Genomic DNA, 12304 nt, shown 5'->3' with positions numbered 1-12304 from the left:
TTTTGAGGACACGCGGTCAGTCTAGCGCGCGATACCGTGTGGGCATGCCAGCACGCCGCACCTATTTGGACGCCGGCGGGCGTGCCCCCGTCACAGCCCGCACTTCCCAGGCCCTTCAGGCCGGCCTCACCGACGGGTGGGCCGATCCTGCCCGCCTGACCGGCGAGTCGCGTCAAGCCCGCGCTCTCCTCGATGGTGCGCGCCACGCGATCGCCGAGGTTCTGCGTGTCCATCAAGACAACGTGCGGTTCGCTCATTCAGTTCCGCTAGCCGCCGAGCGCCTCTTGCGCGGGATGGTGGCAGCCCGGCGGGGACGCGGGCGCATCGTCATTTCTGCGATTGAACGCGACGCGCTGAGTGATGTTGCTCACTACCTTGCCCCCGGCGCCGTGGACGTCATTCCGGTGGACCGCGAGGGCCATGTCGAGCCGGTCGCTTTTGCGGCAGCGCTGCGCCAGCCGGACGTGGCGGTCGCGGTCATCCAGCATGCCAATCACGAGATCGGCACAGTTCAGCGCCTGGAATCCCTATACGGAACCGCCCAGGGCGCCGGAGTGCCAATGCTCGTTGACGCGACCGCGAGCGTGGGGCACATCGATGCCCCTGAGCACTGGGACGCATTGCTCGCGGACCCCTCGGATTGGGGCGCTCCCCACGGACTCGCGGTGATTGCCCTGCGCCCACAGACGCGGTGGCTTCAGGCCTGGCCGGATGGGGACGACGACTGGGCGCCAGGCGGCGTCAGCGTGCCGATCGCATTGGCCGCGGCTGTCGCCCTCCAGGAACGGATGGAGAATCTCGATCGCGAGACGCAGCGTCAGCACGACCTCGTGGCGAGGTTGCGCACCGGGATGGAGCGACTCGAGGGCGTGACCGTCGTCGGGGACCCCATCGAGCGTCTCCCCCACCTTCTCACCGCGGCGTTCATGTACCTCGACGGCGAGCCTCTGGTGACGCGCCTGGATCGAGAGGGCTTCTCCGTCGGCTCCGGCTCCGCGTGCGGCAAAGCCGCGTTTCAGCCCAGTTCGGTATTGGCGGCCATGGGCGCCCTCACCCACGGAAATCTACGGTTTGGCCTGCACCCGGGCGTGGCAGACCAAGACATCGAGCGCCTTCTGGCGACGATGCCACGCATCATCGAGGCGGTACGTCAGCAGATGCAGGCGTGACGTCGCCGGACATGACAACGGGCGGCGGAGCTCAGCTCCCGCCGCCCGTGTCAACGGTCGAAGTCTCGCTTAGGCGAAGGAATCACCACATGCGCACGAGCTCGAAGCGTTCGGGTTGTCGATCGTGAAGCCCTGCTTCTCGATGGTGTCAGCGAAGTCGATGGTCGCACCGTCGAGGTACGGAACCGACATCTTGTCCACCACCACGCCAACGCCGTCGAAGTCACGCACGGCGTCGCCGTCGAGCGAACGCTCGTCGAAGTAGAGCTGGTAGATCAGGCCCGAGCAGCCTCCGGGCTGCACAGCAAGGCGCAGGCGAAGGTCGTCACGACCCTCCTGCTCAAGAAGGCTCTTCACCTTGCTCGCGGCGGCATCGGTGATGACCACGCCGTGAGTGGGGACCTCGGTCGCGGTATCAGTCATAGGCCGGCTCCTTATCTCTCGTCTTACCTATCTAATGTACGCGGCCCCGTGCGAAATTCCCACCACCTGCGCGCCCGTGCGCACACGCGAGCCGCATCACCGCGCGGGCGACCACGTTCGGGCGACCCGCCGCACATGCTCCGCGAGCGCATCGGCCCCCACCTGTCCTTCGTGCGCCGACGCCACACCCGCAGCCATCAGGTCACGTTTGCCGACTCCCAGCTCGACACCTAACACCGCGCACGGGACTCCGCGCGCGCCGGCGATGGCGCTCGCCGCGTGCGTCACTCCCTCATCCAACGTGTGAGGTGTGAGGCTGCCCGTGATCGCGATCACGAGATCCGCGCTCAGATCGCTGGCGCCCGCGGCGCGAGCGAGGCGGGCCGATGCCGGCAGCACTCGGGCGCCCACCGCACCTAAGCAATACGCGAGTCCGTGCGCAGCGCCGCTTCCCGGGACGTCAGACAAGCGAGCTGGTCCGACGAGGGGACGAGGCAATGCCGCGTCGACCTCGCGGGCGATCTCGCTCCACCGCCGTTCCTGTTCCTGGGCGGCCAAGGCGAGGGCGTGGTCCTTTTCACGCCGGTCGCGCACGGCCGCACTCATGCCTTTGAGGCCCAACAGCGGTCGTGAGGACGTCACCAGAACTTCCAGCGGTAGCTGGCGCAGCGCTTGGCGGGCGTGAGTGAAGGATTCTCCCCACACCGCCGTCGCGTCCCCGGCGAGGTCAGCATCCCCGACCGGGACCACCACCGTGCGCTCGCCCCTGCTGGCATCGCGGGCGAGCGCGAACAATGCGTCCGACAAGTGACCAGGATTCCACCGCGGGGCCGAGCCGCCCGGCCGCAGGAACAGTGACTGTCCGGCCGCAACAGCCTCCACATCGCCCACCGCCGTCACCGGTCCTGACAGCGCATCCGCACTGCGCGGTCCCCCATCGCCAACCGCGATACTCGTCACGGCATCGGCAGGTTGAGCGTCACCCCAGGCAGAGGCCGCGATGTCGGCGACGCGTTGCGGCAGCATCGGGCCTGAAGTGTCAGGCCAGGAGTCGGTCAGCAGAAGGACGTGCATGCCCTCTAGTGTGCCGTCGCGGACGTGAGACAATAACCGAATGGAGACGACGTTCACCGAACCGAGCCAGTCCCCAGCACTCCTCCTGCTGGGAAACCGCCGCGATCCGCTCTCGGAGCGCGGTGTGGATTGTCCTGGCGGACTTCCTGACGCCTCTGACCCCGACCTCGTCGAACGGGCGCGTGCGGCCAAGGAGGCGCTGGGCAACCGGGTGTTCATTCTCGGCCACCACTATCAGCGCGATGAAGTGATCCAGTTCGCCGATGTCACAGGCGACTCCTTCAAGCTCGCGCAGAAGGCCGCCGCCCGCCCCGAGGCCGAGTTCATCGTGTTCTGCGGCGTGCACTTTATGGCGGAGAGCGCCGACATCCTCACGACCGATGCCCAGCAGGTAGTCCTGCCAGACATGGCCGCCGGTTGCTCAATGGCGGACATGGCGAACATCAACCAGGTTGAGGACGCCTGGGAGCAACTTGCCGAGGCAGGCGTGGCCGACTCCACCGTGCCGGTGACGTACATGAACTCCACGGCGGCCATCAAGGCCTTTTGCGGACGCCACGAGGGTGTCGTGTGCACGTCATCGAACGCTGAGGTCGCTCTCCGGTGGGCATACGACCAGGTCGGAGGCATCAACGGTGACGGCAAGGTCCTCTTCTTCCCTGATCAGCACCTGGGCCGCAACACCGCCGTGCTGAAGCTAGGCATGTCCCTGGACGACTGCGTCGTTTACGACCCTCGCAAGCCGTTCGGCGGCAACACCATCGAGGAGCTCCGGGCCGCCCGGATCATCCTGTGGAAGGGCCACTGCTCCGTTCACGGTCGTTTCCGCAAGGAAAATGTCGACGCGGCGCGGGAGAAGGTGCCGGGCATCAACGTGATCGTCCACCCCGAGTGCTCCCACGAGGTCGTCAACGCCGCCGACTATGTCGGCTCCACCGAGTACATCATCAAGGCCCTTGACGAGGCCGAACCCGGATCGTCGTGGGTCATTGGCACCGAACTCAACCTCGTACGCCGCCTCGCAAACGCTCACCCCGACAAAGAGGTGCTGTTCCTCGAGGACACGGTGTGCTTCTGCTCCACCATGAACCGCATCGACTTGCCGCACCTGGTGTGGGCTCTCGAGACGCTCGTCGCAGGCGAGGTCCCCAACCAGATCGTGGTGGATGCCCAAACGCAGGCAGAGGCGAAGGTCGCCCTCGACCGCATGCTCGCGCTTCCTGGCATTGGCGCCAAGTAGCTCTCACATAGGCCCGCGTGGCCCCGACAAGGAACTCATGACTGACAAGACCCCCGAGAACACGCCGGACACTGACCTCGACGCGACTGTGGCGGACAGTTCCACAGACGCCACGGCAGCCGCGAACGACAAGAAGGGCCGCCCTACACCCAAGCGCAAGGAGCAAGAGGCGGCGCGGCGCAAAACCATCATGTCCGATCCCAAGGCGGACACGAAGGCACGCAAAGAGAAGGTGCGCGAACAGCGCAACTCGGAATACCAGGCCCTGCGGGAAGGTGACGAGCGCAACATGCCGCTCGAGCACCGCGGACCTGAGCGCCGCTTCTTGCGTGACTGTGTGGACGCCAGGTACAGCATCGGTGAGTTCCTCCTGCCCCTCGCGATCCTGTTCGTGGTCGCGTCGTTGTTTGTCCAGCAACTGGGCGCCGTAGGCGGACTGCTCGTCCTGGTGTTTTACGGAATCGTGCTCATCGCTGGCGTTGAGACGTTTGTGACGACGCGACGCATCAAGAAGCGCTTCATCAATAAGTTTGGTGTGGAGAAGCTGCCCCGTGGCTGGTCGTTCTACGTGATCTCGCGTGCCCTCAACATGCGCCGCTTCCGACTGCCCCGCCCCAAGGTTGCGCGCGGCGAGCACCCCGTCTAGGCGCGGACCGACACCTGTTTTTCGCCCGGGGCGCAACGTTTCGACGTAGCGCCCCGGGCGGTTTAGTCTGACCGTATGGTCAACTATCGATACCTCGGCAACTCCGGACTCAAGATCACTGAACTGACCTACGGGAACTGGCTCACCCACGCCTCCCAGGTCGCGAACGAGCAGGCCGCGGCCTGCGTCAAGGCGGCACTCGACGTCGGCATCACCTCCTTTGACACTGCTGATGTGTATGCCAACACTGCAGCTGAGAGCGTGCTCGGAGACATCCTGAAGGGCGAGCGGCGCGAGTCGCTCGAGGTCTTCACGAAGGTGTATTGGCCCACCGGTCCGCGCGGAGCCAATGACGAGGGCCTGTCGCGCAAGCACATCATGGAGTCGATCAACGGCTCGTTGTCCCGTCTCCAGACGGACTATGTGGACCTGTACCAGGCGCACCGCTTCGACCACGGGACACCGCTGGAAGAGACCATGCAGGCATTCGCGGACGTGGTGCGCCAGGGCAAGGCCTTGTACATCGGCGTGAGCGAATGGTCGGCTGACCAGATTCGCGCCGGCGCCGAGTTGGCCAAGGAGCTGCGGGTGCCGCTCGTGTCGAGCCAGCCCCAGTACTCGATGCTTTGGCGCGTCATTGAGGACGAGGTGGTGCCTGCTTCCAAGGAGGCCGGTCTGGGTCAGATTGTCTGGTCACCCGTGGCCCAGGGCGTGCTCACCGGCAAGTACAAGCCTGGCGCTCCCCTGCCAGAGGGCTCCCGTGCGACGGATGAGAAGGGCGGCGCGAACATGATCAAGCGCTTCCTGAACGACGACGTGTTGTCCCGCGTCCAGCAGCTCGAGCCGATCGCAGCAGAACTTGATCTCACCATGGCTCAGCTTGCGCTCGCGTGGGTGCTCCAGAACGACAATGTCTCCGCGGCGATCATTGGCGCCTCGCGCCCCGAGCAGATCCACGAGAATGCCAAGGCGTCCGGCGTGGTCATCCCCGCGGAGCTCATGGCTCGCATTGACGACGCTTTGGGGAACGTCGTGGAGCGCGACGCCGGCAAGACCCTCGAGACCAACCCGACTGGTCGTATCCACGGCGCCTCATAGCGCAGGCCCTGGAACACACGAAGCCCCGGGAGTCCTCACGGACTCCCGGGGCTTCGCGCATCAAAGGAGAAAACAATGCACGGACCACGAGGAGTGCCGTGCACAGGGGTAACGTCTACGGGGCGGTCCCTGTTCCCGACCCAAGCCCCATCCGCTGCGCGACCGCCAAAAAGTCTCGGGCAGGCTCCGCGAGTACGCGCTCTCCGTCCCAGATGGCAGTGAGCGGTCGCTCGAAAGGCGGCGCATCCACGTGCACCCGCCGCAACCGCCCCGTCGCGAGGTCATCGCGCGCGGCGAGCGCACTGATCGCCGCGGCCCCTCCCCCGGACAGCACGAGTGCCCTGATCGCAGCGGTGGTCGACACATCTGCAGCGGGCGGTGCCAGTGACAGGTCAGCGCGCGCCAAGGCCGCTTCCACCGTCGCACGGGTACCGGAGCCTGCCTCGCGCATCACGAGGGGCGTGCGGGCAAGGGTGGCCAGGGGCAGTCGACGGCGCTTAGCCCAGGGGTGTCCTGGAGCCACCACGATGACCACTTCATCGACAGCGATCGTGCGGCTGGCGAGACGACGGGGCACGTCCGGAGTCTCGATGAAGCCGAGTTCGACCTGACCTATGCGCACTGCATCGATTGCTCCTGCGGAGTTCACTGCCGTGAGTTGGACGCGAGCGTCAATCGCATGGGCCCCTGTCGAGACCATCCACACCGGCATCAGGTGCTCCGCAATGGTCATGGATGCCGCGACTCGCAGTTGTGCCTGGCGGTCGGCTCGCAAGGACGCCGCGGCCGCGCTGAGCGCATCGAGTTGGTCCACCACCCCTTGAGCCCAGTCAGCGACAAGCCGACCGTGTGCCGTCAACGTGGTACCTCGGGCTGCGCGCGCAAACAGTGCGAGTCCCAGTCGCCGCTCGAGCGCACGCATGCGTTGCGACACAGCCTGCTGCGTCACCCCGAGTTCCTCCGCCGCCGCGGTGAGTGAGCCGCGAGCCTGGACGGCCAGGAGCATCCGCAACTCCTCGACTGAGGGCTCCGTCATCCCACCTCCCACAACCTTTGCTTGTGGATCGCCACGAAAGTCACTCTACCGCCCGCCCCGGCAGCGCGACACCATCGTCCTATGACACCACTGGCCTCCACACCGCAATGGTTCACCACCGTCATGGGAACGGCCATCGTGGCGACGTCGACTGCGGCCCTACCCGTCGACTCATGGCTGCTGGACCTGGTCGGAAGCGCCTTTTGGATACTCGCATGCGGGCTACTCATCGTCGCAACGGCGCACATGGCATGGCGCTACACCACGGACCGCTCCGCGTTGCGCACAGATCTTCACGATCCCACCACCGCCCCGTTCTTTGGCGCCGTCGCGATGGCGCCGCTAGCCGTGGGCGGAGCAACGGCCGCCGTTGGTCCACGCTTCCTCGGCGACCACCTCGCGACCTCGGCAGACGCCGCCTTGTGGATCGTCGGCTCGGTCCTGGCCGTCATCGTGGCTGTCGTAGTGCCAGCGGTGCAGTTCACGTCGCATCAGGTCGACACCGCCGCCGCCAATCCCGCATGGCTCCTTCCCGTGGTGGGGCCCATGGTGTCGGCAGCGACGGGCGCCGTGCTGATCGGACGCGTGGACAGCGCCGCTGTCGCGCAAGCGCTTGCCTACACGTCGCTCGCACTCTTTGGCGCGTCCGGCCTGGCCGCAGCGCTCGTCACGGCGTCGCTGTGGTGGCGCCTCGCGCATCATCAGCACGCGGACGCCGCCACCGTGCCTAGCCTGTGGATCGTGCTGGGTCCGCTCGGGCAGTCGGTAACGGCGCTCACCATGCTTGCCCTCTACGCGCCAGCCGCGTTTGGCCTCGACCCCGCCATACTGAACGTAGCTGCCGTGCTCTACGGGGTTCCCGTGCTCGGGTTCGCTCTCGCATGGCTAGCACTGAGCATCGTGGTCGCCGCCCGCGTCGCCGGCCGGCGCCTTCCCTACAGCATGGGCTGGTGGGCGTTCACGTTCCCGGTCGGCACGTGCGTGACCGGCGCTGCGGGGCTCGCAGCGATCACAGGCGCAGCCGTCTTTGCATGGGTGGCTGGTTTCTTCGCCGTGCTCCTCATCCTGGGCTGGTGCGCGAGCGCAGTCGGCACGGCGCGCGCGTTGGCGACCCGCCGTGCCGCGCGCGGGAAGAGCGCCCGCCTGCCTAGCAGCGCGGGCCGCGTCGGGGCCGCGGTGTAGGAGAGGGCCGATGCCTAGGTCAGTTGGGCATTGAGGCGTGCGACCCAGCCAGGGCCGTTGTACACAAAGCCGGTGTACGTCTGCAGGAGCGTCGCTCCGGCATCGAGGAGTGCGCGTGCGTCCTCGAGCGAGTCGATGCCACCCACACCCACAATCACCATCTCCGGGCCGAGGCGTGCCCGCAGGCGGGCGACCACCTCGCGTGCTCGCTCCCTCACGGGTGGGCCCGACAATCCGCCCTCTCCTCGGTCGTGAGCAATGGTCGTGTTGGTGGCGGTGATCCCGTCGAGGCCGAGCTCGATCGCGAGGTCGGCGACCGCATCGACGTCCTCATCAGCGAGGTCGGGCGCGATCTTCACCAGGAGCGGCACCCGGCGGTCGGGCACCGCCGTGTCCGCGGCCGCGCGCACCGCGCTGAGGATGGGGCGTAGCGACTCACTCGACTGCAAGTCGCGCAGGCCAGGAGTGTTGGGCGATGACACGTTCACGACCAAGTAGTCGGCGTAGGGTGCCAGCACCGTAGCCGAGTACGCGTAGTCAGCTGCAGCGCGATCCGCCGGTGTCGCCTTCGTTTTTCCGATGTTGACACCCAGCACCACCCGCTGGCCACGCGCGCTGTTGCGCAGGGTATGAAGGCGCCGCGCCACGGCATCGGCCCCCTCATTGTTAAAGCCCATGCGGTTGCGGATGCCACGAACGTCGCGTTCGCGCCACGAACGAGGCTTGTCGTTACCCGGTTGCCCCTGAGCAGTCACCGTACCGATCTCGACAAACGCGAACCCGGCATCGGCTAAACCGACGACCGCTTCCGCGTTCTTGTCCATCCCGGCCGCGAGTCCTACCACGCCGGGAAACTCGATGCCAAGCGCCGTCACCGTGCGGGCAGGGGCGGGGCGGAGTCCCGTGGCGCGGGCGGCACGGAACGCCCACCCGCCGTAGCGGAAACCGAGCACTCCGAGACGGTGCGCTCGTTCGGCGTCAACGTGGCTCAGAACGTGGTTGTAGAAGGCCGTGTACACGCGGTACAACCTAGCGCGGGTTAGGCTCGTTTCATGACCTCATTGAACGCCACAAGCGATACAGTCTCGTCCATTGACGCCGATGCCCTCATCCTTGGGTACGACGGCGACGTCACCTCTCACCCCCAGCTGCCGGAGGACATCCGTGCGTCGATCGCGACGCTCGCGCAGGCGCTGGAACCCAAGGCCAAGCTCGGCGCGGTCACCGTCCTGCCTGGTACCGATGTGAGTGCTACCCGTGTGGTGCTCGTCGGCATTGGAGATGGCTCGGAGGGCAACCTCCGCCAGGCGGCCGGCGCAGCGTCGCGTGCCGTCGGCACCCGCCCCTCGAGCGTCGTTGTCGCACTGCCCGCAGCAGACGACTCTGCGGCTGCAGCGGTGGGTGAGGGCGTGATCCTGGGCTCGTACACCTTTAACGAGTACAAGTCGGATGACGCGCTCGCCGCATATGAAGGCGCGGCATGGCACCTTGCCGGCGCTTCCGAGGCAGCCGTGGAGCGCGCCCGGATCATCGCCGCAGCCGTCGCCGGCACCCGCGACCTCGTGAACACCCCTCCGCTCGACATGTTCCCTGCCGCAGTCGCGGAGATCGCACAGTCCTACGGCGAGCGCATGGGCGTTGACGTCGACGTGTACGAGCCGCAACGCCTCGCTGATGAAGGCTTTGGAGGCATCCTTGCCGTCGGCATGGGCTCGTCACGGCTGCCCCGCCTCATCAAGGTGGAGTGGGCGCCCGAGGACGCCAAGTCCCACGTGGCGCTCGTCGGCAAGGGCATCACGTTCGACACCGGCGGCATCTCGCTCAAGCCGCCGAAGGGCATGGAGACCATGAAGTCGGACATGTCCGGTGCATCGGCCGTCCTGCACATCGTGTTGGCCGCCGCGCAGGCAAAGCTGCCGGTCAAGGTCACCGGGTGGTTGTGCATGGCGGAGAACATGCCGTCTGGCACCGCTCAGCGCCCCTCAGACGTGATCCGCATCTACGGCGGACGCACCGTCGAGGTCATGAACACGGATGCCGAAGGCCGCTTGGTCATGGCAGACGGCCTGGCGCGTGCCATCGAGGACGGCCCCGATGCCGTACTCGACATCGCGACGCTGACCGGCGCCCAGGGAGTTGCTCTCGGCACGCGCACGTCCGCGGTCATGGGCTCCGAGGACATTCGCGCTGAGGTTGTCGACGCCGCGACGGAGGCCGACGAGGCGTTCTGGCCCATGCCCCTTCCTGAGCACCTCAAGGAAGGCATGGAGTCCAAGGTGGCTGACACGAAGAACATCGGTGAACCGTCCGGCGGCATGTTGTCGGCAGGTCTGTTCCTCCAGGAGTTTGTGGGCGACACGCCGTGGGCGCACCTCGACATTGCCCGCCCGGCATTCAACGAAGGCTCTGCATGGGGCCACAACCCTGCGGGAGCCACCGGCGCGTCAGTGCGCGCAATGTTCCGCTTCCTCGAAAAGCGCGCGGGACTGTAACGACAGCCGCTCACGCGAACCAAGCCGTGCGCGGGCGTCGGCGATCCTTGTGATCACCGGCGTTCGCGCACGGCGTTTGTCGTTCTAGCGGCGTTGCCGCTGGTTCCACTCGCGCATGCGCGACGGGTACCCCGACAAGTTGACGTCGAAGGCCGGAATGCCGAGCTCCTGCGCAACCTTGCGCGCGCTGTCCTGGTCGGGCACCTTGCGGCGGGTCCACTCCCCCGTGCCAGCCACCACGACCATCGTCGTTTGCGTCACCCGCGTGGGCGGCTCAATGAAAGCCTCACAGCCGGACCGCGAGGCCGCGAACTCCTTGAGGTGCTTCAGGGTTTCGGCGCGCGCCTGACGCGAACCTGTGCCAGCCTCAGGGGAATTCTTCTTTGAGCCGAACTTCCGCGAAAAGAAACTCATGAGCCCAGGGTAGTCACGCGTCGGTGACAACGCCTACGCTCACGAGTGGCAAGATGGACAGTGACCCACATCCTCACAAGGAGTACTGCATAGTGACCGAGTCCACCCCACGCTCGTTTGACGTTCTCATCCTCGGCGGCGGCTCCGGCGGGTACGCCGCTGCCCTGCGCGCCGCTCAGCTCGGCCTCACCGTCGGTTTGGTCGAAGAATCCAAGGTGGGGGGCACCTGCCTTCACAACGGCTGTATCCCCACCAAGGCCCTCCTGCACGCCGCAGAACTCGCTGACAACGCTCGCGAAGGCTCCAAGTTTGGTGTCAACACGACGCTCGAGTCGATCGACATGTCTGTGGTCAACCAGTACAAGCAGGGCGTGGTCGACCGCCTCTACAAGGGCCTCCAGGGCCTCATCAAGTCCCGCAAGGTGACCGTCATCGACGGCCACGGAACGCTTGTGGGTCCCGACGCCATCGAGGTGCGTGGCGAACGATACACCGGCAAGTCCATCGTGCTCGCGACCGGCTCGTACGCCCGCTCGCTGCCTGGCCTGGAAATCGGTGGTCGCGTCATGACCTCGGACCAGGCGCTCGAGCTGGACGTGGTGCCCAAGTCCGCGATCGTCCTCGGCGGTGGCGTTATTGGCGTCGAGTTCGCGTCAGTGTGGAACTCGTTCGGCTCGGACGTCACCATCATCGAGGGTCTGCCGCACCTTGTCCCCAACGAGGATGAGGCGCTGTCGAAGGGCCTCGAGCGCGCCTTCCGCAAGCGCAAGATCAACTTCAAGGTTGGGGTCAAGTTCCAGGGCGTCGAGCAGTCCGACGAGGGGGTCAAGGTCTCCCTTGAGGACGGCACTGTTCTTGAGGCGGAGATCCTGCTGGTCGCTGTGGGCCGCGGCCCGCGCACGACTGGACTCGGCTACGAGGAGCAGGGAATCCGCATGGATCGTGGGTTCGTCCTCACCGATGAGCGCCTCCACACCGGGGTGGGCAACATCTACGCCGTCGGTGACATCGTGCCCGGCTTGCAGCTCGCCCACCGTGGCTTTGGCCAAGGAATCTTCGTGGCCGAGACCATCGCGGGCATGTCGCCGCAGCCCATCGTTGAGTCGAACATCCCTCGCGTGACCTACTGCGAGCCCGAGGTGGGCTCAGTCGGACTGACCGAGAAGCAGGCCCGCGACAAGCACGGCGACGATGCTGTCGAGACTGTCGACTACAACCTCGGCGGCAATGGCAAGAGCCAGATTCTCGCGACGCAGGGCTTCATCAAGTTGGTCCGCGTCAAGAACGGACCGGTCGTTGGTGTCCACATGCTCGGCGCCCGCGTAGGCGAGCAGATTGGTGAAGCACAGCTCATCGTGAGCTGGGATGCACACCCTGAGGATGTTGCGCCACTGATCCACGCCCACCCCACCCAGAACGAGGCTCTCGGTGAGGCGCACCTTGCGCTCGCTGGCAAGCCGCTGCACGCTCACGACTGATTTCGGAGAGAATGCCCATCATGAGCAATGACGTCACACTGCCCGCCCTTGG

The 12304-nt window shown here is 66.3% G+C and carries 12 protein-coding genes; 7 read left to right on the top strand and 5 right to left on the bottom strand.

What is annotated here, in order from left to right; all coding sequences use genetic code 11:
• Positions 1–44 precede the first annotated feature (44 nt).
• Entirely contained in the window at positions 45–1169 is a 1125-nt protein-coding gene (locus AOP75_RS11780; protein WP_062079288.1) for a cysteine desulfurase family protein, read from the top strand.
• A gap of 69 nt (positions 1170–1238) precedes the next feature.
• On the opposite strand, the gene erpA is transcribed toward AOP75_RS11780, so the two are convergent.
• Together erpA and AOP75_RS11770 are read right to left on the bottom strand one after the other, a co-directional pair.
• The gene (gene erpA, locus AOP75_RS11775; RefSeq protein ID WP_062079287.1) at positions 1239–1592 is read right to left on the bottom strand and encodes an iron-sulfur cluster insertion protein ErpA; all 354 of its coding nucleotides are present in this window, start codon (positions 1590–1592) and stop codon (positions 1239–1241) included.
• 96 nt (positions 1593–1688) lie between these two features.
• Entirely contained in the window at positions 1689–2666 is a 978-nt protein-coding gene (locus tag AOP75_RS11770) for a glycerate kinase (RefSeq protein ID WP_062079286.1), read from the bottom strand.
• Positions 2667–2706: 40 nt separating this feature from the next.
• Here AOP75_RS11770 and nadA point away from each other — a divergent pair, with 40 nt between their 5' ends.
• The 3 genes from nadA (at position 2707) to AOP75_RS11755 (ending at position 5650) form a co-directional block, all read left to right on the top strand.
• Positions 2707–3906 (top strand): quinolinate synthase NadA, encoded by a 1200-nt coding sequence (nadA, locus tag AOP75_RS11765; RefSeq protein ID WP_062079285.1) that lies wholly within the window; start codon positions 2707–2709, stop codon positions 3904–3906.
• A gap of 37 nt (positions 3907–3943) precedes the next feature.
• Positions 3944–4552 (top strand): DUF3043 domain-containing protein, encoded by a 609-nt coding sequence (locus AOP75_RS11760; RefSeq protein WP_062079284.1) that lies wholly within the window; start codon positions 3944–3946, stop codon positions 4550–4552.
• A gap of 75 nt (positions 4553–4627) precedes the next feature.
• Complete coding sequence (locus AOP75_RS11755; protein WP_062079283.1) at positions 4628–5650, top strand: aldo/keto reductase family protein; 1023 nt, start codon at positions 4628–4630, stop codon at positions 5648–5650.
• Between the two features lie 115 nt (positions 5651–5765).
• Here AOP75_RS11755 and AOP75_RS11750 read toward each other — a convergent pair whose 3' ends face one another.
• Entirely contained in the window at positions 5766–6686 is a 921-nt protein-coding gene (locus tag AOP75_RS11750) for a LysR family transcriptional regulator (protein ID WP_062079282.1), read from the bottom strand.
• Between the two features lie 81 nt (positions 6687–6767).
• On the opposite strand from AOP75_RS11750, the gene AOP75_RS11745 reads away from it, so the two are divergent.
• On the top strand, positions 6768–7868 hold the full coding sequence (locus tag AOP75_RS11745; RefSeq protein ID WP_062079281.1) for an SLAC1 family transporter: 1101 nt from the start codon (positions 6768–6770) through the stop codon (positions 7866–7868).
• A 14-nt stretch (positions 7869–7882) separates the two neighbouring features.
• Here AOP75_RS11745 and AOP75_RS11740 read toward each other — a convergent pair whose 3' ends face one another.
• Positions 7883–8887: a quinone-dependent dihydroorotate dehydrogenase gene (locus AOP75_RS11740; protein WP_062079331.1), complete on the bottom strand. Its 1005-nt coding sequence runs from the start codon at positions 8885–8887 to the stop codon at positions 7883–7885.
• Positions 8888–8920: 33 nt separating this feature from the next.
• Here AOP75_RS11740 and AOP75_RS11735 point away from each other — a divergent pair, with 33 nt between their 5' ends.
• Positions 8921–10360: a leucyl aminopeptidase gene (locus AOP75_RS11735; protein ID WP_062079280.1), complete on the top strand. Its 1440-nt coding sequence runs from the start codon at positions 8921–8923 to the stop codon at positions 10358–10360.
• A gap of 84 nt (positions 10361–10444) precedes the next feature.
• Here the strand turns inward: AOP75_RS11735 and AOP75_RS11730 are convergent, their stop codons facing one another.
• Positions 10445–10774, bottom strand: a complete 330-nt coding sequence (locus AOP75_RS11730) for a hypothetical protein (RefSeq protein WP_062079279.1) — start codon at positions 10772–10774, stop codon at positions 10445–10447.
• 92 nt (positions 10775–10866) lie between these two features.
• Between AOP75_RS11730 and lpdA the strand changes: the two genes are divergently transcribed.
• Positions 10867–12252, top strand: a complete 1386-nt coding sequence (gene lpdA, locus AOP75_RS11725; RefSeq protein ID WP_439645205.1) for a dihydrolipoyl dehydrogenase — start codon at positions 10867–10869, stop codon at positions 12250–12252.
• Positions 12253–12304: the final 52 nt, after the last annotated feature.

This window comes from Demequina globuliformis (genome assembly GCF_000975155.1).
In the GTDB taxonomy this organism is placed as follows: Bacteria; Actinomycetota; Actinomycetes; order Actinomycetales; family Demequinaceae; genus Demequina; species Demequina globuliformis.
The sequence above is the reverse complement of the archived record's forward strand: the minus strand, read 5'-3'. Positions and strand labels throughout refer to the sequence as shown.